The 18,504-nt window shown below is 41.3% G+C and carries 14 protein-coding genes and 1 pseudogene; 7 read left to right on the top strand and 8 right to left on the bottom strand.

Features of this window, described 5'->3' with window-relative positions; translation table 11 throughout:
• Nucleotides 1-120 precede the first annotated feature (120 nt).
• Nucleotides 121-1,011 (bottom strand): annotated as a pseudogene (locus tag FRE64_RS05895) (RNA-guided endonuclease InsQ/TnpB family protein); the annotation flags it as partial.
• 171 nt (nucleotides 1,012-1,182) lie between these two features.
• On the opposite strand from FRE64_RS05895, the gene FRE64_RS05890 reads away from it, so the two are divergent.
• Both FRE64_RS05890 and FRE64_RS05885 read left to right on the top strand, forming a co-directional pair.
• Nucleotides 1,183-2,208, top strand: coding sequence for an ABC transporter ATP-binding protein (locus FRE64_RS05890; RefSeq protein WP_146295098.1), 1,026 nt, complete (start codon nucleotides 1,183-1,185; stop codon nucleotides 2,206-2,208).
• Between the two features lie 23 nt (nucleotides 2,209-2,231).
• Entirely contained in the window at nucleotides 2,232-3,110 is an 879-nt protein-coding gene (locus tag FRE64_RS05885; protein WP_146295097.1) for an ABC transporter permease, read from the top strand.
• Nucleotides 3,111-3,210: 100 nt separating this feature from the next.
• Here the strand turns inward: FRE64_RS05885 and FRE64_RS05880 are convergent, their stop codons facing one another.
• Nucleotides 3,211-4,083, bottom strand: a complete 873-nt coding sequence (locus FRE64_RS05880) for a 6-pyruvoyl trahydropterin synthase family protein (RefSeq protein WP_146295096.1) — start codon at nucleotides 4,081-4,083, stop codon at nucleotides 3,211-3,213.
• A gap of 186 nt (nucleotides 4,084-4,269) precedes the next feature.
• Here FRE64_RS05880 and FRE64_RS05875 point away from each other — a divergent pair, with 186 nt between their 5' ends.
• From FRE64_RS05875 to ctpA, 3 genes are read left to right on the top strand one after another with little or no spacing between them, the layout of a single operon-like run.
• Nucleotides 4,270-6,306: an AAA family ATPase gene (locus tag FRE64_RS05875; RefSeq protein WP_146295095.1), complete on the top strand. Its 2,037-nt coding sequence runs from the start codon at nucleotides 4,270-4,272 to the stop codon at nucleotides 6,304-6,306.
• Between the two features lie 56 nt (nucleotides 6,307-6,362).
• The gene (locus FRE64_RS05870; protein WP_222597867.1) at nucleotides 6,363-6,650 is read left to right on the top strand and encodes a hypothetical protein; all 288 of its coding nucleotides are present in this window, start codon (nucleotides 6,363-6,365) and stop codon (nucleotides 6,648-6,650) included.
• 14 nt (nucleotides 6,651-6,664) lie between these two features.
• Nucleotides 6,665-7,906 (top strand): carboxyl-terminal processing protease CtpA, encoded by a 1,242-nt coding sequence (ctpA, locus tag FRE64_RS05865; protein WP_146295093.1) that lies wholly within the window; start codon nucleotides 6,665-6,667, stop codon nucleotides 7,904-7,906.
• Here ctpA and FRE64_RS05860 read toward each other — a convergent pair.
• The 4 genes from FRE64_RS05860 to FRE64_RS05845 form a co-directional block, all read right to left on the bottom strand.
• Nucleotides 7,903-9,177 (bottom strand): glycosyltransferase family protein, encoded by a 1,275-nt coding sequence (locus FRE64_RS05860; protein WP_146295092.1) that lies wholly within the window; start codon nucleotides 9,175-9,177, stop codon nucleotides 7,903-7,905. The genes ctpA and FRE64_RS05860 overlap by 4 nt on opposite strands.
• A gap of 95 nt (nucleotides 9,178-9,272) precedes the next feature.
• Entirely contained in the window at nucleotides 9,273-9,455 is a 183-nt protein-coding gene (locus tag FRE64_RS05855; RefSeq protein WP_146295091.1) for a hypothetical protein, read from the bottom strand.
• Between the two features lie 191 nt (nucleotides 9,456-9,646).
• On the bottom strand, nucleotides 9,647-10,537 hold the full coding sequence (locus FRE64_RS05850) for an ABC transporter ATP-binding protein (protein ID WP_146295090.1): 891 nt from the start codon (nucleotides 10,535-10,537) through the stop codon (nucleotides 9,647-9,649).
• 3 nt (nucleotides 10,538-10,540) lie between these two features.
• A complete protein-coding gene (locus tag FRE64_RS05845; protein ID WP_146295089.1) occupies nucleotides 10,541-11,314 on the bottom strand; it encodes an ABC transporter permease in 774 nt (257 codons plus the stop codon).
• A gap of 27 nt (nucleotides 11,315-11,341) precedes the next feature.
• Between FRE64_RS05845 and FRE64_RS05840 the strand changes: the two genes are divergently transcribed.
• On the top strand, nucleotides 11,342-13,291 hold the full coding sequence (locus FRE64_RS05840; RefSeq protein WP_146297293.1) for an FAD-dependent oxidoreductase: 1,950 nt from the start codon (nucleotides 11,342-11,344) through the stop codon (nucleotides 13,289-13,291).
• Nucleotides 13,292-13,356: 65 nt separating this feature from the next.
• The gene (locus FRE64_RS05835) at nucleotides 13,357-15,018 is read left to right on the top strand and encodes an L-lactate permease (protein WP_146295088.1); all 1,662 of its coding nucleotides are present in this window, start codon (nucleotides 13,357-13,359) and stop codon (nucleotides 15,016-15,018) included.
• 79 nt (nucleotides 15,019-15,097) lie between these two features.
• Here FRE64_RS05835 and FRE64_RS05830 read toward each other — a convergent pair whose 3' ends face one another.
• Nucleotides 15,098-15,682, bottom strand: coding sequence for a Uma2 family endonuclease (locus FRE64_RS05830; RefSeq protein ID WP_146295087.1), 585 nt, complete (start codon nucleotides 15,680-15,682; stop codon nucleotides 15,098-15,100).
• Nucleotides 15,675-18,473, bottom strand: a complete 2,799-nt coding sequence (locus tag FRE64_RS05825) for a UPF0182 family membrane protein (protein WP_146295086.1) — start codon at nucleotides 18,471-18,473, stop codon at nucleotides 15,675-15,677. The genes FRE64_RS05830 and FRE64_RS05825 overlap by 8 nt, the downstream gene beginning before the upstream one ends.
• Nucleotides 18,474-18,504 lie beyond the last annotated feature (31 nt).

The following is an 18,504-nucleotide window of genomic DNA, read 5'->3' as shown; positions in this document are numbered from 1 at the left end:
AGTTCATTTTGGTTTCTGCGATCGCACAGTTAGCGTGATCGCGCAGCCTGATCTGTTTATTATAAAAGGCTATCTACGTCAGCGCTTGAGGCGATTACAACACGATTGTCACCCCGTGAGCAGCATCCCTCTTTGCCATGAACGAAAGTTAATATCTTCGACAAAGATCATCCCTGCTTCATCGCACAATTGATTAGCAAGTTTGAAGTGCCAATCTTTACGAGCATCAGAGATACGTTGGTGAACTCTTGCTATCTTTCTGTTTAGTTTCTGGCGGTTATTCGACCCTTTCTTTTTGTTCTTAAGCCTTCGTTGCAGTAATTTTAACTTGCGTTGAAGGGACTTCAAGAACCGAGGTCGTTTCACTTCTAAACCATCAGAAGTCGCAACAAATTTGTCAAAGCCCAAGTCTAACCCTCTTGGGTGTCCATGAGGGAAGGGTTGAGGAACATCCACATTTAGTTGAAGGGATAACATGACGAAATAACCAGAGGCTTTTCGGATCACTCTGGCTTGTTTAATTTCAAATCCTTCTGGGATGTCTCTAGATTTTCTGAATCTAACCCAACCTAATTGAGGTAATTTAATCTGATTTCCTTTTAATACCTCTCCCTTTAGCTGAGGAATCAGATAAGACCTTAAACGATACTTGTTCTTAAATCTAGGAAAACCGAACCCTCTAGATTTCATATCAGAGAAAGCCCTGTCCAAAGTTCTCAAAACTTGTTGAAGGACTTGAGCATTAACTGACTTCAACCGTTCGCTCTCTTTTTTAGCATCCGTTAAGGCTTTTGCTTGCCTTGAATAACTCGGATAAGGTTCATCAGCAGGGATAATATATTCCTGTTCAATGGAACAAGCGTTAACAGGAGATTTTCGAGAGTTGATCCAATCCTTTCTTTCTCTAAGAGCATAATTCCAAACCGTTCGGCAAACACCGAGGGTCTGCTCGATTATACTAATTTGAAGTTGATTTGGTTCTAACTTATACTCGTAAGAAAGGGTAAGCATTGGATTTGGAACTTTAACTAATTCCAGTTTAACTGTTTCTACACGATTTAACAACTCGTGTAACGATCTCCTGACGGAGTTTTTTGGCGCAATTCATCTACCCGTTAAGCCTGACGGCTATAATGGGAGTCCTGTTGCGCTACTTAGATAGATTTTTAGGTAGGAACTTTTATGACATCTGTTGTTTGCATCGAACATCTGAAAAAATCCTATGGTGAGGTAACAGCAGTCAAAGACGTTACCTTTACAGTAGAATCGGGGGAAATTTTTGGCTTACTTGGGCCCAATGCGGCAGGAAAAACCACGACGATTCGTTGCTTATGCACCTTAACTAAGCCTGATGGAGGGCGAGTGGAGGTGGGAGGCATTTCCAGTATTGAACAGCCGAAAATAGCTCGACGTAAGCTAGGTTATGTGGCACAGGAAGTTGCCTTAGATAAAGTTCTCACGGGACGGGAATTATTACAACTACAAGCGAGTCTCTATCATATCCCGAAATCCATTGCCCAAGAGCGTATTTCCCAACTATTGAACTTATTAGGCTTAGAAGACTATGCTGATCAAAAAACGGGCAAATATTCGGGGGGATTGAAAAAACGCCTTGATCTCGCAGCAGGATTACTCCATCAGCCAGAGGTATTGGTGTTAGATGAACCCACAGTGGGATTAGATATCGAAAGCCGCTTTGTGGTGTGGGACTTTTTAAGGAAGTTGCGAGATGCTGGTACAACTGTGTTAATTACCAGTCATTATTTGGAAGAAGTGGATGCCTTAGCCGATCGCGTTGCGATTATTGATCAAGGAAAAGTGATTGCCAGTGGGACTCCCAATGAGTTAAAAGATCGTTTAGGCGGCGATCGCGTTACCCTTCGGATTCGAGAATTTACTCCCACCGAGGAAGCAGAAAAGGCAAAAGAACAGTTATCCCACCTTGATTTTGTCAGAGAGGTGATTATTAATCCCGCACAAGGAAATTCTTTAAACTTAGTGGTTGAACCCCATAGTAATGCCATTACGGATATTGAAAATAAACTCTCGCATCTCAACCTGCCGACTTTTGGCATTTCCCAATCTCGTCCTAGTTTAGATGATGTATATTTAGCTGCCACTGGGCGCACTCTCTTGGATGCGGAAATGGCAGCAGCAGGGAGTCGCGATATCAAAGCCGAGAAAAAACAAGCAATGAAAGGTGGTTAAATCACGATAGGAGAACAATAATTATGAGTCAAAGTCTTAGCCCATTATCCCCTAATTCTCTAATAGAACGCCAAGAACAAGTAACCGAAAATCCCGTCAATGAGTTTTTCCAAGAAACCGTTGCCCTAACCAAACGACTTTTTATTCAGTTACAGCGTCGCCCTTCTACGCTAGTGGCTGGGATTGTGCAGCCATTAATGTGGCTTATTTTATTTGGTGCGTTATTCCAGTATGCCCCAGAAGGATTACTAGGAGAAGGGGTAAACTATAGTCAGTTTCTTGCCCCAGGGGTGATTATTTTTACTGCTTTTTCAGGGGCGTTAAATGCAGGATTACCCGTGATGTTTGATCGCGAGTTTGGTTTTCTGAACCGCTTGCTGGTTGCACCGTTAAGCACCCGATTTTCCATTGTCGCCGCTTCTACCCTCTATATTATTGCCCTGAGCTTTTTACAAACTGCCGCCATTGTGGGATTAAGTGCAGTAGTTGGGGCTGGTTTGCCGGGTATAGCAGGATTAAGCGCGATCGCGCTCATTGTTTTCTTCATTGTCGCTGGGGTTACTGCCCTTAGTTTAGGATTAGCCTTTGCCCTTCCTGGTCACGTAGAATTAATTGCAGTCATCTTTGTAACGAATCTTCCCCTCTTATTTGCCAGTACCGCCCTTGCACCACTGAATTTTATGGCAAACTGGTTAAAAGTGGTAGCGAGTCTAAATCCCCTAACTTATGCCATTGAACCCATTCGCTATATCTACTTAAATGGAGAATGGAGTTTAGGCAGTATTGTCTTAGAAACTCCATGGTTAAACCTTTCTTTTGGGGCAAGCCTACTCGCTTTATTTGCCTTTGATGTCGTGATTTTATTGTTGATTCAACCCATTCTCCGCCGTCGGTTTGCTTAATTATGTAGCGACAAAGGGAGAGGTTTTTCCTAGCAACTGTGCATAAAAAAAGCCCCTTGCTCATTCCAATTGAGTAGAGGGCTTTTCCGCGATTAGTTGCTTAATAACTGGCTAAAGCAGGTTCACGAGTGGCTTCATTAGTTGTTTCAGTAAATAGAGAGCGACAATTAATTTCACAGGAGTTATTGGGGCTTTCAATCAGTTTTACCCTCTCTAGGGTGACTCCTAGTTCTTCAATGGGCTGTCGCAGGAGTTGAGCAATATAAATGGCAATATTTTCTGCGGTGGGAACCACCTCAGCAAAGTAGGGAATATCCTCATTTAGAAAATAATGGTCGAACGGTTCGACCACTTCATCTTCTAATACTTGATGGAGTTTTTCTAAATTGACTACCATCCCAGTGCGAGGATGAATTTCTCCCGTCACTGTTACTTCTAGATGATAATTGTGACCATGACCATGAGGACGGGCGCATTTGCCATAAATTTTGCAATTTTCCTCATAGCTTAAATCAGGACGCGCCAGACGGTGGGCGGCACTAAAATGAGTTCCAACGGTTAATGATGCTTCCATATCTTTTCCTTGATAATCTGCCCAAAGTTCAGGATGTTCAAATAAACGGATATTGACTAACGGTAAATCAGGGGATAAACGTTGCCAAATGACTCTCGCCACATTTTCTGTAGTAGGTAAAGTTTCGGAAAACTCTTCCCAGACATCATTGAGATAAGCGTTATTCAATTGACTGGTAATTTTTTCTCGAATAACAGGTTTTACCTCCGAGAGGTTCATGACCATGCCATATTGGTCGATATCTTGTTCTAAAGACACATAAAGGACATAATTATGTCCATGTCCGGGAAACCGACTTCCTTCTCCAAATTGGGCTTGATTTTCCGCTTCACTCAGTTCTGGAAGCCAGTAACGATGAGCGGCGGAGAATTGCGCCCGACGGTTAATGATACATTTCATAAATTTGATTCAGGATTAGTCAAAAAAGACTTCTGTTGTTAAGTTATTTTAACATTTTGCTGTCGCGATCGCTGTTTTCGTCATTCGCGCTTAATTATGGTACGTATAGAGAGAATTAAGTTAATATGAGTCATTAGTCCTTTGTCATTAGTCATTAGTTTACAAACAACAAAGGACAAATCAATTATGTTTTGTCATATATTAATCGGTTGCCCAAGTAGTGGTAAATCAACTTTAGCAGAAGCCATTACTGAATATGATCCCAATTATCGCATTGTTTCTACTGATCAAATTCGCAAAAAACTATTTGGTGATGAAACAATTCAAGGACAATGGTCAAAGATTGAAGCAGAAGTTTTCCATGAAATTGAAACCTCAATTCAAGCAGGTTATCCTATTATTTATGATGCCACAAATTATAAACGTCCTTGGCGAATAGCACTCTTAGAAAAGCTCAATCAATATCAAGGAGTTAAATGGTTAGGTTGGTATTTGAAAACACCGCTTCAAACTTGCTTGTTCTGGAATAGTCAAAGAGAACGCCAAGTTCCTGATCATGTTATTAAAAGAATGTCCGCGTCATTGAAACAATTTCCTCCTATTGTTGCAGAAGGGTTTGACACGGTTTATCCACTAAATCCACTATTAAAAACTTCTCTGATTAAACAATTTCAAAATAAACAAAAAGCCTTTGATCGCAGTTTAATTAATCGGCAAAATCGGATTCAGAAAGTAACTCGGCATAATTATTCTGAGTTGATAGACTTTGAGCGATTACTCTACTTAATTCGCTTACTTATTACTTATCCTGGAATTGGTAATTTACAAAATACTGATCCAGACACAGTTAAAGAAATTATTGGTAACACAAACAAGTTTAAAACTGATATAGAAGAAATTTGTGCTTTTATGAGCAAGATAATTGATCCGATTTATGCTGATTATAAAAAAATTGAAAAAGATTTACAATGGCTAGAAGAGAATGGTATTATCGGTAAAGCAGATATTAGAACCGATTTTAATTTAACGCTTTCTGAGGAATTTGAAGCCAATACTCACAGCTATTCCGATGTTGAGCCATTTCAACGGTTAATGAAAACGATTCGCTTGATTATTCATGAACCGTTTATTTGGGATCGGGAAAAAGGAACTCTTGATAGTTTAGTCGCTCGAATGCAACAAGAGAATTTAGTGGGGTATAATTTTCGGGATAGTCTGCGAAAAGATATTGAAAAGATATTAAAACCCTATGGTATTTTACCTGATTTTCCAATGAAACGAGGTTATTTTGCAGGAACGGCGATTTTATCCACAACAGATCTAGTAAGAGTATTTCATCTTCTAGAAGCACAGGCGAAAAGTTTTAATGATCCTGTAGATTTACAGGTTTATAATAAGTTTCAAGAACGGATGGAAATGGCAAAGTTAGCCCAATCTGATCATTATCCAGTTCGTGCCATTCATAATCGAAATATTGTTAATTTAGAGATGCTTTCTGATAGCGCGATCGCGCAGTCAACACAGGAAGTAGAAGCCGCAATTGAAGAAGGTAAATTATTAGAATTAGGGCGAATCCAAGGGGGAGGAACATTTGATGAAAGTCAAGACAATTTATTTTTAGTTTATCCTCTACAGATTGTTTTTCATAATATTGGTTGGTATTTGGGATTTGAATATGCAGAAGGAGAAAAGAAAGGGTTATTAAAGTTTGAAAGATTAGATCGTCTATTTTTAGGAAAGCCTCAATCTAAAGCGCGATCGCGCAATTATCAAATTAAATCTCTCAAGCAACTAATTACCCTATATCAATCTTGTGGCGGACTGTTTTTAGGCAATGATCCTAAACAACAAAAACAATATCTTAGTAAGGAGGTTTCAGAACGAAAAAAAGTAGAAGTGACCATTGAAATTTGGTTCACGGATCAAACGTTTAAGTTTATTAGTGAAGGAACAAGACGGTTTCCCCTTAGCCAGATGAAAATGTCACAACCGTTTAATCGGGAGTTGTTACGAAAAAACCGAAACCTCTTTAGCCTCAGAAAAACCTCAGATCAAAAATTTCCCCATCGCTTTCGAGTTACTCTACCCCAATGGTCATTAGAAGATATTGATCTCCATCGTTGGATTTTAGGGTTTGGCGGAGAAGCAAAAGTTGTCAGTCCGGATGATTTTCGGGAAATTATCCAAGCTAAAGGAAGCGCGATCGAATCTTCGATTCGGTGACCCTCTGGGTCAATCGCGCAGGCTTAATTGTATCTTCGTAAGTTAAAATTAAGAAGGTGATTGCTAATAAAAAGTCTAAGATTATGCAACAAATTAAGGTTGATGCTTATATAGATCAAAATGGGGTTCTCTCTGTAAAAATGCCTCCGTCTTTAGCAGGGATGGAGATCAAGGGCAAACTCTTGTATCAAGTTGATTCTATTTCTTTACAAAAGAAACCAAATAAACAAGTTGATATTGAAGTTATACGTAATATTGGCGAAGAAATTAGAAATTTACCAACTCTTGATAGCAAAACTCCTGATAAAATTATTGGCTATAATCAATTTGGAGTACCGATTTAATTAATATTTTTTTCATGAGTAAACGTAATTTTTGGCAAAAACTTTTAACAGCGATCGCAGTTATCGGGTTAGTTTGGTTCAGTTGGACAGGTAATGCCAATGCCTATTATAGCGAAGAGGAGAAACTTTTTCTGCAAGCATGGCGTACCGTTAATCAAGCGTATGTGGATGAAACCTTTAATGATCAAAACTGGTGGTTTGTTAGACAACGCTTTCTAGATAAAGGCTTTTCAGATCGAGAGGCAACCTATCAAGCCATTGAAGAAATGTTAGCGAGCCTTGATGACCCCTTTACTCGCCTACTACGACCCCAGCAGTATCGTAGCCTACAAGTCAACACTTCAGGAGAACTATCTGGGGTAGGGTTACAAATTAATATTAATTCTAAAACCAAACAGTTAGAAGTGGTTACCCCCATTGATGGATCGCCCGCAGAAAAAGCAGGGATTGAACCACGCGATCAGATTTTAGCCATTGATGGGGTTAGTACCAAAAATCTTTCTCTCGATGAGGCAGCCTCTCGGATGCGAGGAAAAGAAGGCACTCATGTGAAACTGACGGTAGAATCCTCAGAAAGTGGACAACAGCGAGAAGTGGATATTGTACGCGATCGTATTTCCCTAAGTCCAGTATATGCCAGTCTTGATGACAGTAACCCTGACTATCCCCTGGGCTATATTCGCCTTGCCCAATTTAGTGCCAATGCTACAGATGAAATTGCTAATCAGGTATCTGATCTCGAACAGCAGGGCGCACAAGGATTTATCCTCGATTTACGCAATAATCCTGGGGGGTTACTACAAGCGGGAATTGAAGTGGCTCGTTTGTGGTTAGATAATGGTACAGTGGTTTATACCGTCAACCGTCAAGGCCTCATTGGCAGTTACGGGGCAAAAGACGGCGCAATTACTGATGCCCCCCTCGTGGTGTTAGTTAATGAAGGCAGTGCCAGTGCTAGCGAGATTTTAGCAGGGGCTTTACAAGATAATCATCGTGCCACCATTGTGGGAGAAACCACGTTTGGTAAAGGCTTGATTCAATCTTTATTTGAGTTACCCGACGACGCTGGGATTGCCGTAACAGTTGCCAAATACGAAACCCCAAGCCATCGGGATATTAATCAAGCAGGCATTGAACCTGATTATAAGGTGTCTCAATCGTTGATCCCATTCTCACAAATGGGAACAGAGGAAGATCAGCAATATCAAGAAGCGGTAAAATTACTCCAAGAGGAAACAATGGTCGCTCAAAATTAGGGCTTGGTTGCTTGAAGTTGTTCCAGTAAAATAGACGCAATTTTTTTCGAGGCACCCGGTTTACCGCGAATCTGTTGTAAGCGCGATCGAATGGCTAGCCGTTTATCGGGATGTTCCAGCCAGTTCAAAGCAATTTCAGCAACAGCATCTGGCTGTAATTTTCCCACTAATTCAGGGACAACTTCCTCTTTTGCCCAAATATTGGGCCAAGCAAACAGGCGTTTTTGTCGAGAAACAAACCAGTTAATGACTCTAGCAAACCCACTCCCGACTAGCGGTAGATTGACTAGCACTCCCGGAAGCCCATCCCAAGCTCGCATAGCATCTAATTGGTAAGTGGGGAGTAGTACCACCATCGGAATTGCTAAAGCCCCTAATTCGGCGGTATTTGCCCCCACAGTAGTAAAACAGAGAGAGCATTGGGCGAGAACATCATAAGCAGGAGATTGTGTCCAGAGCTTGATTTTTAATCCTGTTTTGGTTTCAAGATAGGGTAATTCCTCTTCAGGAGTCACTAACTTAGCACTCATTCCCCCTAATTCCTTGACTAGGGGATTATGTTTTGCCCTGGCATATTTAGCGAGGGTTTTTAGATCAAGGGTGGGTGCAACGGGAATGATAAACTCAGTTTGTGGGCGCTGAGTATGGAGAGATTGCGCGATCGCGATCATTAAAGGCACTCCCTGCATTAGTTTGGCAGGTTTCGAGCCAGGTAAAAGCCCGATTAATTCTGCCCCAATGCCAAGGGGGAGGGGGGCGGTTTGTTGGTTGAGAGCAATTTGAGAATCTGCCATGATATCACCGACGATAGTAAATTTGTGGCGATGTAATTGAGGAGCTTTTGGGATTAAGTCGGCGTTCATTACTGCAAAGCGATCCACCCAGGCATGCCAGCGTGTCTCCCACTCTGCGTAGATGACGACGGGATATCCCAGCCGTTTACCGATTACAACTGGGAAAAACTGATCTCCCCCTAAGAATAAGACGATGCCTTGCTTATGCCAGTTCCAGTGATCGACAGTTTTCCCCCAAAGGAGAAAAGGAAAAAAGGCTTGTGGCCCCTGTACCCTTGTCACACCTGGAATTGACTGAGCGAGCTTCACCTCCTGACCTGTAGCGTGAGGACAGGGGGATAACACGACAGAAATTCTAATTCTCAGTTGTGGAGATTGATGAGACTGCAATGCTGCCACCACTGGGCGTACCCATGTGGAAAGTTCCCCTGGCCCATTACTGAGGATGAGAACGTCAACAACATCCGTCTCTGACATAAATTCAATTTACACTTCTTAACCTAACTTATTTACCCCGAAATCGCCCAGAAATTCGCAATGACAGTTGATAATTCTAAATTATGACACCATAACTAATTATCAATGCTGGCGCGCTGGACTTGCTGCCACAAAGATTCAATTTCTGCCTGTAAGTGAAGGAATTTAGCTTGCTGATCCACTTTCATTAAGTATTGTTTCACTTCTGCTGCTTCTTTCTTTTCTTCCTTATCTGGGGCAGCTTCTACCACGGGTTTCGACATCAGCGCATTAGACATAGTTCTGACCCTTCGTTCTCCAAGAGATAACGTTTTATTTCCAATCTATTATCCTAACCTAAAAATATTCTTAAGTTTCACTCGCTTTGTGGCAATTTCACAACTGGCTATTTGGTTAGTCCTTTGTTGTTAGTCCTTTGTCCTTCGTTGTTTGTAAACCAATGACCAATGACCAATGACTAATGACTAAACTAATGATTCATCATTTCCAGATAGATATGTTCTAAATTAACTGCTTCCCGAGTGAGTGACTGAATAGGAATATCAGCAAATTCCTCGATAATGGCTTTTAATTCTTTTGACTCAGGCAACCAAAAGGCAAGATTATTTCCATAATGGCGAGGCGTATAACCTAATTCTTTTCCCCGTTCAATGGCTTGTTCTTCTTCTGAGGTTTGAATGATGATAATTTCGGCGGCTGGTATTGTTTCTTTTAAGTGGTCTAAACTCCCCTCAGCAATAATTTTTCCCTTTTTGAGAATGCCGATGCGTTGACAGAGTTTTTCCGCTTCGTCTAATAAATGTGTGGTTAATAAAATCGTCATTCCAGCTTCTCGTAACTGGTTAATTAATGCCCAAATTTCGTAACGGGTTTCAATATCTAATCCTGTGGTGGGTTCATCTAAAACAACTAATTCTGGTTTGTGAACTAGCGCAACTGCGATATTTAAGCGTCGTTGCATTCCCCCACTTAAATCAGTGACCACACTCTTAGCGCGATCGCGCAATTGAACTGCCTCTAAACACCATTGGACTTGTTCCTTTTGTTGTTGACGACTTAGCCCATATAATTGAGCATAAAACTGTAAATTTTCTTCGCAACTGAGACTTTTATAAAGTAAATTTTCTTGGGGGGCAATGCCAATAATAGATTTTGTTTTTTCTGATATGGGTTGCTGCTTAAATTCAATCGTGCCGCGATCGCGCTCTAAGAGATTACACAAAATATTAATTGTCGTAGTTTTCCCTGCCCCATTTGGCCCCAATAACCCATAAACTTGCTGTGGAAAAGCCGTTAAGCCAAGATTATCTAAAACCGTAGCTTCCCCGTAATTCTTACAAAGACCCTCAATTTTTAACACGAATTATAACCTCCTTTCTCGTCGTAACATTCCCTGATAAGATAGCCAGCCACCGCCAATCATTAAGACACTAAAAATCATTAAAAATATAAAATGAGACTGAATTTCCTCTAAAGTTTTTTCCTCCGCCCAAATGCCCAATAACGCCTCATTCATGTGAAAAATCGGATTAAACTCAGCAATATCTAGTAACTCATCAGGAAATAACGCCGCCGGGAGAAACGTTCCGCCTAAAATTAACAAAGGAACCCCAAACGCCGCCACCAACGCATTCACATCCTCTGTACGACGGGCTAACTGCGTGCCTAAAATAAAGCCTAATCCCACATACGCAGCAATACTCATTAAAATAATAAATAACCCAAGAAATACATATTGCTCAATTTCAACTCCGAAAAATGCAGCGACTAAATAGACTAAAATCCCTTGACCAAAACCAATACAAGCATGAGCCACAAAAATGCCTAAAAAGTAGGATAACCCACTCAGGGGTGATAAAAATAACCGTTTGAGCGTTTGTTGTTCTCTCTCAGAAACCACTGTGGCGACACTTCCCCCTAAGCAACTAAAAAAAAGAGCGGCTCCAACTAAGGTAACAGGAGCGGCATTGGTAAAGGCTTCCTCGGTTGACAAATTCGCTCGTTCTGCCAAAATAAAGCCGTTAAGTAGCAAAATGGTAATCGGGAAAATCGCCCAAAATATTAAACTACGTTTTCGTCGCCCTAACTCTATTAAGATGCGTCGGGCTACTGCTAGAGTCTCGCGCCAGTATTTCATTGTGTGAGGAGTTATCGTCTATTATTTATGGATCACCGTCAATCATCTAACTTTCCTTGGCTTTCGTCAATTTCTCGCCGTAAAGTCTTACAACTGCTTGGCATCGGAATTGCTACCGGTGCAATTGGGTATTCTCGCATTGCAAAACCAGAACCCGCGATCGCGCAAACCACAAACCTAACCCTTCCCACCCAACTGCAAGACAAAAAAAGTGTCACTGTCGTCGGTGCAGGATTAGCAGGATTAGCCTGTGCCTACGAACTAAGCCAGCGCGGATTTAATGTTACCTTACTAGAAAAATCACCGCAACTCGGAGGGAAAATTGCCAGTTGGGATATCCAAGTGGGAGACGAAACCTTCCGCATGGAACATGGCTTTCACGGCTTTTTTCCCCAGTATTACAACTTTAACCGCCTAATGGAAGAATTAAATATTCGGGATAATCTTCACTCCCTAGAATATTATTCAGTTGTCTTCCGTGATGGCGAGTATAACCCCGAAGTTTTCCGTCCCAACCATTCTGCCTTTCCTTGGAATATTGTCGATTTAGCCATTTCCTCCTCCAACCTTTTCCGTTGGGGAATTAATCTCACCGATCCCAAACATTGGGAAGTTTTTCGGGAAATTGGCGGTTTTAATATCCCCGACAGTTTTCAACGTCTTGATCAGATGGCTGTTTCAGACTGGGTAGAAGGGAGTTTCCCCCAAGGCTTATATGATCTCTATTTCCTTCCCTTTGCTAAATCAAGTCTCAACGCCCCAGATAAACTGAGTGTTGGGGAATTAATGCAATTTTTCCATTTCTACTTTTTTGGTAATCCCGAAGGGCTTGCGTTTTATGGAACTAACGATGATATGGGAACCAGCATAGTTAACCCCATCGCTGAGGCAATTAAAAGCAATGGGGGAAGGATTATTCCCGAAGCCGAAGTGACTCAAATTCAATGTCAAGACGGAAATATTAAAAACCTAACCTATCAACAAGGAACTAACCAACCACAAGCCCCCTTTTGGGTTAATAAAAATCCCCATCTCAGTGATCAGCAAGTGGCTTATTATGGTGCAGGCGATCAGGTTTACACCCCTATCGATAATGAAAACGAAGCCATTTCCTTAAGTTGTACTCATCAAGGTTGCACTGTGAAACGACAAGCGGATGGGCAATTTCTGTGTCCTTGTCATGGCTCATTATTTGCTAGTGATGGCACCGTTTTAAGTGGCCCCGCCAAGCAAAATTTACCCCGTTTACAAATTGTGCAAAAACAAGAAGATGCTGTGCAATTAGTCGGAATGGACACTTCCGAGGAGATACAGGGAGAAACAATCAGCAGTGATTATTTTGTATTTGCAACGGATGTTCCGGGAGTTAAACATTTATTTTCTCTCGCAGAAGGAGACGTATCCGCAGAACAAAGAGAAAAAATTGAAGAATTAGCCATTGCTGATCCTTTTGCTGTAGCAAGATTCTGGTTTGATCGTGATTTTACTTGGGAACATAGTTACTTTGCTTCCCTTTCTGGCTATGCCCTCACTGATAGCATTTGTCTTTATCACCGCATTCAAGAAGAATATATTGCTTGGAGCGAAAAAACAGGGGGAAGTGTGGTTGAACTTCACGCCTACTGCTACAAAGAAACCGACTTTCCAGACCAGAAAACCCTGTTAAGTACCTTTGAACAAGAACTGTATGAAATTGTTCCTGAATTAGCACAAGCAACGCTATTACATCAGCAATTAGTCAATCAAAAGAATTTTTCAGGCTATCCCCCCGGTAGTTACGAAAACCGTCCTGAAACAGAAACCGTTATGGCAAATCTCTTTTTTGCAGGAGACTGGGTAAAAATGCCCTTTCCCTGTGGCTTAATGGAACGGGCCGTGAGTAGTGGCTTTTTGGCTGCGAATGCGATCTTAAGCAAGCAAGGGCTACAGCAGCGGAAATTATTATCGGTGAAACCAAAAGGGATTTTCACTATTTAATTATTGAAGCATTTGAGATAAACTATCCACCTGTATAAATGAAGCATAAAGATTAAGCGTAAACCTTGCTTTATACAATTTTCGCACTTATTCCCATTCTTTCTATTCTGTTATTACTGGTGATCGCAAAACAACCTGCTAGTATTGCGATGCCTATTGTCTATGTAATTACTGCAATTAGTGCCGGCGTAGCGTGGCAAGTTCCCCCAGAAGTGTTAGCTGCCACTTCACTAAGAGGAGTGGTGATTGCCCTAGAAATTCTTTACATCTTGTTTGGGGCAATGTTATTGCTGAATATTATTAGTCAAGCTGGCGCTTTAGGGGTAATTCGCAAAAGCTTATTAGGGATTTCTCCTGATCGACGGATACAAGTAGTAATTGTTGCTTGGTTGTTTGGATCTTTTATTGAAGGAGCTGCGGGATTTGGTACTCCTGCTGTTGTTTGTGTACCACTTCTTGTTGCAATTGGGTTTCCTCCCTTAGCTTCAGTGATGGTGACTCTCGTCATTCAAAGTACCCCTTCTACATTTGGAGCGGTGGGAACCCCAATTATTGTTGGTATTCGTAATGGATTAGGGAGTCCAGAAATTGTAACGAATTACTTACAAGAGTCTGAACTCTCTATGGAAGAGTTATTACAACAGATTACAACTCAAGCTGCTCTCATTCATGGTGTGTTAGGCTTTTTCTTGCCGTTAGTTATTGTTACGCTTCTTACAGTCACGTTTAGTCCTAATCCTGACTGGCGTTCTGCTTTTTCAGAATGGAAATTTTTATTATTTGCAGGGGCTGCTTTTGTTGTTCCTTATGCGATAACTGCTATATTAATTGGACCGGAATTTCCCACTTTAGTTGGGGGCATGGTGGGATTATTATTAGTAATTACAACGGTTCGTCAAGGCTGGTTTCCCATTCAACGCTCTTGGGACTTTCCTGAACCTAGTCAATGGTTAGAGAGTTGGTCGAGTCCAGATTATGAAGTAGAAGAACTGAGAGCGCGATCGCTGCCGATTTGGCTAGCTTGGTTGCCCTATGGCTTAGTAGCTGGGTTACTACTATTGTCACGTTTAGATTTTTTACCATTCAAAGAGATTTTACAAGGGGTTAGCCTTGATTGGGAGCAAGTTTTTGGCACTGAGATCGAAATTAGTTCTACTCCTCTATATCTTCCTCCTACTTTGTTTCTAGTGGTGGTAGTTATCAGCATTTTTCTGTTTAAATTATCTCCTTCCCGCTCTCAAAAAGCACTTACTGCAGCAGGAAAACAATTACTATCAGCAGTGATTCCGCTTTTAGCAGCAGTTGCAATGGCGCAAATTTTTATTGGTACTGACAGCAATCAATTAGATTTACCGAGTATGCCAGTTTATTTAGCAGATCAGGCTTCTGCCATCTTTACTCAAACTTGGTCTTGGTTAGCGTCTTTTGTGGGCTTAATTGGTGCATTTATCGCGGGAAGTGTGACTGTCAGTAATCTGATGTTTTCCTTGTTTCAATTTGGAGTCGCCACGCAAACTAATTTACCGCCTGAGGTAATCCTTGGCTTGCAAACGGTAGGGGCTTCTGCTGGTAATATGATTTGTGTGTCTAATGTAGTGGCAGCAGCTGCTACTGTAGCGATGGTTGGTCGAGAAGGGATTTTAATTCGGAAGTTGCTCTTTCCTACTGCTTACTACGCGATCGGAGCTTCTTTAGTTGGATCCTTATTACTTTTTGCCGTTTCTTAGTTCGTTGAGATTTGATGATGGATCAAATTAAGACTCAAGTTTTAATTTGCCCACTACCAACAGGAGAAATTCACTAATTTTATTCACTTTCAAAATTGACTTTGTCGTAAATATCACTTAAAGGAATTGTAATTTCCCCTATGCCCAAAGCAAGAATTGAACTTAATCCCTGATACTCAGTAAATAACCATTGATTGGTATTAGTTTTGCGATAATGTTCAATGTGAGGAGAATACTGATCAATTAAGATATATTCTCGGAAACTGGGAATGGTGCGATAGGCTTGGAATTTTTCGTCTTTATCATAACCCTGAGTGGAATTGGATAAAACTTCTGCAATTAAACAAGGATTAAGAATCGTATCTTTACGCCCTGACTGTAGTTCTAATTCTCCTTCTACAATCATAATATCGGGGTAAGTATAGATATTCTTTTCTGGGATATGAAGTCTTAGATCAGAAACAAAGACATCATAATTTTTGCTTTTTAAGGCAAAGTTGGTAACTGAACCAAAGTTAAGAATGATTTTACTATGATTGGGCGTTCCTCCTGCCATCGGGATAATGTCTCCATTGATAAATTCATGACGTTGTTGGGCAGTAACTTCCCAATCTAGATATTCTTGGGCGGTGTATTTTTTTTGCTCTAAAGGTTGACTAATCATTATTCGACTCCTGATTTAAATCTTCTAAAATTCCCTCTAATTCTTCAATTTTTTCGCCATATTCTCCCCAATTACCTGCTTGAGCTGCCTCTTGCGCTTCTTGATAGACTTCTCGGGCGCGTCTCACTAAGTCTTGAGAAATGTCCACTTCTGCTTGAGGCTGTTCTAAAGGCTCATCTAGGGGTTCTTCTTCAGGATCTTCTTCCTCAATGGGATCAGGAGATTCTTCCCCAAAAATGGCAGTTACTGCTTCTTCAATACTCTCTCGCATCACTAAGTCATCCCCATGAGAAACAACCACTCGTCTTAATTGCGGTAATTCTCCTTGATCGGCTCGTAAATAAATTGGTTCTACATAGAGCAGAGACTCTTCAATGGGAATTACTAATAAATTGCCACGAATGACTCTTGAACCCTGCTGATCCCAAAGACTTAATTGTTGGGAAATTTCAGTATTTTGATCAATTCTGGCTTCAATTTGACGCGGCCCATAAGTTAGCGATTGTTTTGGAAATTCATAGAGTAATAATTTGCCGTAATTTTCCCCGTCCGATCGCGCTGCCATCCAAGCAATCATATTATCTCGCTCTACAGGAGTAAAGGGTAAAATCAACACAAATTCCTCTGTTTCTTCCCCAGGTAAGCGCATAATCGTGTAGTAGGGTTCAACCAGTTGCTGACTCCCTTCATAATTTTCTAAAGCAAACCGCCATAAATCTTCCTGATTATAAAAGACTTCGGGACTGGTCATGTGATATTCCAGATACATCTGGGCTTGGATATTAAATAAGTCCAAGGGATAACGGAAATGAGACTGTAATTCAGGAGAAACGTCTTCTATAGAAGTAAATAAATTAGGGAAAATTTTCTCATAAGTTTGGATAATCGGATCAGCTTCATCAACCACGACCAATTCCATGCTTCCATCATAAGCATCAACGACTGCTTTGACGGAATTACGAACATAATTAAATCCTCCCTCTAAAATTTCGTTACTTCCACCGCCTAAAATTTGTCCAGCGTCGGTAATGGCAGTGACTGGTTCTGAATAGGGATAATTATTGCTAATGGTATAACCTTCAACAATCCACTTGAGACGACCATCAACTAAGCTGACATAGGGATCACTATCAAGGCGCAAAAATGGGGCCACATGATGAATCCGCTCTCGAATATTACGATGATAATGAATGCGAGATTCAGAGGTAAATTGCTCAGAAATTAAAACTCGGAAACTGCCTAAGTTATAAGAATACAGTAACCGTCGCCAAAGGGAATTAATGGGAACACCGCCTGCGCCATCATAACGATTTGCCGCATTTTCATTCCCTAAAGGATAGTCAAATTCATCTTCTACCATCCCCGTAAAAATATAATTATTGGTCGCTTCGCCATAATAAACTCTTGGTTGTTCTACGTCTAAATCAACATTGGAAACAGGCGGAATATCACGGATAATTAAGGAGGGTAACCCTTCTGAGGTGGCTTGATTAACAGGACTCATCACTAACCCGAAACCATGGGTATATTTCAGCCGTTCGCTAATCCAACGCTGTTGAGGCGCACGAGGCAATTCCCGTGACGATAACATGACCTGGCGATAGTTGTCATCAATGGTGTAGCGATCTACATCCACATCAAGAAAACTATAGTAGGGGCGAATTTCTTGAAGTTGGCGGTAGGTGCTGAGTATAGGGCGATAATCCCAAAGTCGAATATTACGGATGGTTTCTTGATTGGCAGCAATATCAGCGCGATCGAGCCTTCCTTGTGGGGGAAAATCCTCGCGTCCCACATCACTTAAATTGTAGCCTTGGCGAGTAAAGTCTATATTATGCTCAATGTATTCTCTTTCTCTAGCCAGTTCATTGGGATCAACGGTAACCTGTTGTTGCACACTGGGATAAACTTGATAGAGCAGAATATAAACTCCCAGATATAAGCCAATCCCAGTTAAGGGCAGAATTAGGGTATTTCTCGTTGCTGAGGCGATAAATATTACCCCAAGGCCTAATCCCATAAAGCCCATCGCTGTTAAACCAGTCAAACGGGCATGAACATCGGTAAAACCAGCCCCTGTTACCACTCCTTCTCTAGAAAAGAGTAAATCATAACGTTGTAGCCAAAACTGAAAGGCAATGAGAAAAGCTAATCCTGCTAGGAGTAAGCAAAGATGGGCTTTTGCCTCTCCCTCGATCAAATTTTGCCAGCCACGAGCAAAACTAATGCTTCCTTTGATCACATAAACGACTCCTGCAATGAATAATCCCATTAGGAGAAGCCCAAATAGCCAACCTTGTAGCCCTTGGTAAAAGGGAAGTTCAAAGACGTAGAAGCTAAGATCTCTTCCGTAAATGGGATCACTTTGATTAAACTCCGTTGCATTGAGAAACCTGAGTAGGGTATCCCAAGCCGTCATACTGGTTCCGGCAGCGGCAAGGGAGATAAAAAAGATGAGAATAGGGGCAATGTATTTAGGAGCGCGATCGGCGTAAAATGAAAAGTTACTCTGGTCTAGCATCCGAATGGTGGAGTAACGAGTCACTCGCATGGCAAACCAGTAATTTAAGCTCAAAAAGAGGGCAAAAATGACAAAAGTTCCCACCCAAGTGATGCTGCGCCAAGTGAGAAGTGTCCAAAAGACTTCCGAAAACCCGATCGCGCTAAACCACCAATTCTCTGTGGTGAGGTGAACCAGCGTTCCCGAAAAAACTAAAAGCAGGATCGCTATGATGAGGGGAGGAATTAACCAACGCCAGTTCGCATTAAAGTTGAGTCGTTTGGCTACCATAATTGATGAGTTAGGGCTACGACTTCTATTT

The sequence above is a fragment of the Euhalothece natronophila Z-M001 genome, from assembly GCF_007904085.1.
Classification (GTDB): Bacteria; Cyanobacteriota; Cyanobacteriia; order Cyanobacteriales; family Rubidibacteraceae; genus Halothece; species Halothece natronophila.
This window is presented reverse-complemented; position numbering and strand designations above follow the sequence as displayed.

Coding starts and splice junctions, on each gene's coding strand:
- FRE64_RS05890 (WP_146295098.1), top strand. CDS start 1,183: ATGACATCTGTTGTTTGCATCGAACATCTGAAAAAATCCTATGGTGAG.
- FRE64_RS05885 (WP_146295097.1), top strand. CDS start 2,232: ATGAGTCAAAGTCTTAGCCCATTATCCCCTAATTCTCTAATAGAACGC.
- FRE64_RS05880 (WP_146295096.1), bottom strand. CDS start 4,083: ATGAAATGTATCATTAACCGTCGGGCGCAATTCTCCGCCGCTCATCGT.
- FRE64_RS05875 (WP_146295095.1), top strand. CDS start 4,270: ATGTTTTGTCATATATTAATCGGTTGCCCAAGTAGTGGTAAATCAACT.
- ctpA (WP_146295093.1), top strand. CDS start 6,665: ATGAGTAAACGTAATTTTTGGCAAAAACTTTTAACAGCGATCGCAGTT.
- FRE64_RS05860 (WP_146295092.1), bottom strand. CDS start 9,177: ATGTCAGAGACGGATGTTGTTGACGTTCTCATCCTCAGTAATGGGCCA.
- FRE64_RS05855 (WP_146295091.1), bottom strand. CDS start 9,455: ATGTCTAATGCGCTGATGTCGAAACCCGTGGTAGAAGCTGCCCCAGAT.
- FRE64_RS05845 (WP_146295089.1), bottom strand. CDS start 11,314: ATGAAATACTGGCGCGAGACTCTAGCAGTAGCCCGACGCATCTTAATA.
- FRE64_RS05840 (WP_146297293.1), top strand. CDS start 11,342: ATGGATCACCGTCAATCATCTAACTTTCCTTGGCTTTCGTCAATTTCT.
- FRE64_RS05830 (WP_146295087.1), bottom strand. CDS start 15,682: ATGATTAGTCAACCTTTAGAGCAAAAAAAATACACCGCCCAAGAATAT.
- FRE64_RS05825 (WP_146295086.1), bottom strand. CDS start 18,473: ATGGTAGCCAAACGACTCAACTTTAATGCGAACTGGCGTTGGTTAATT.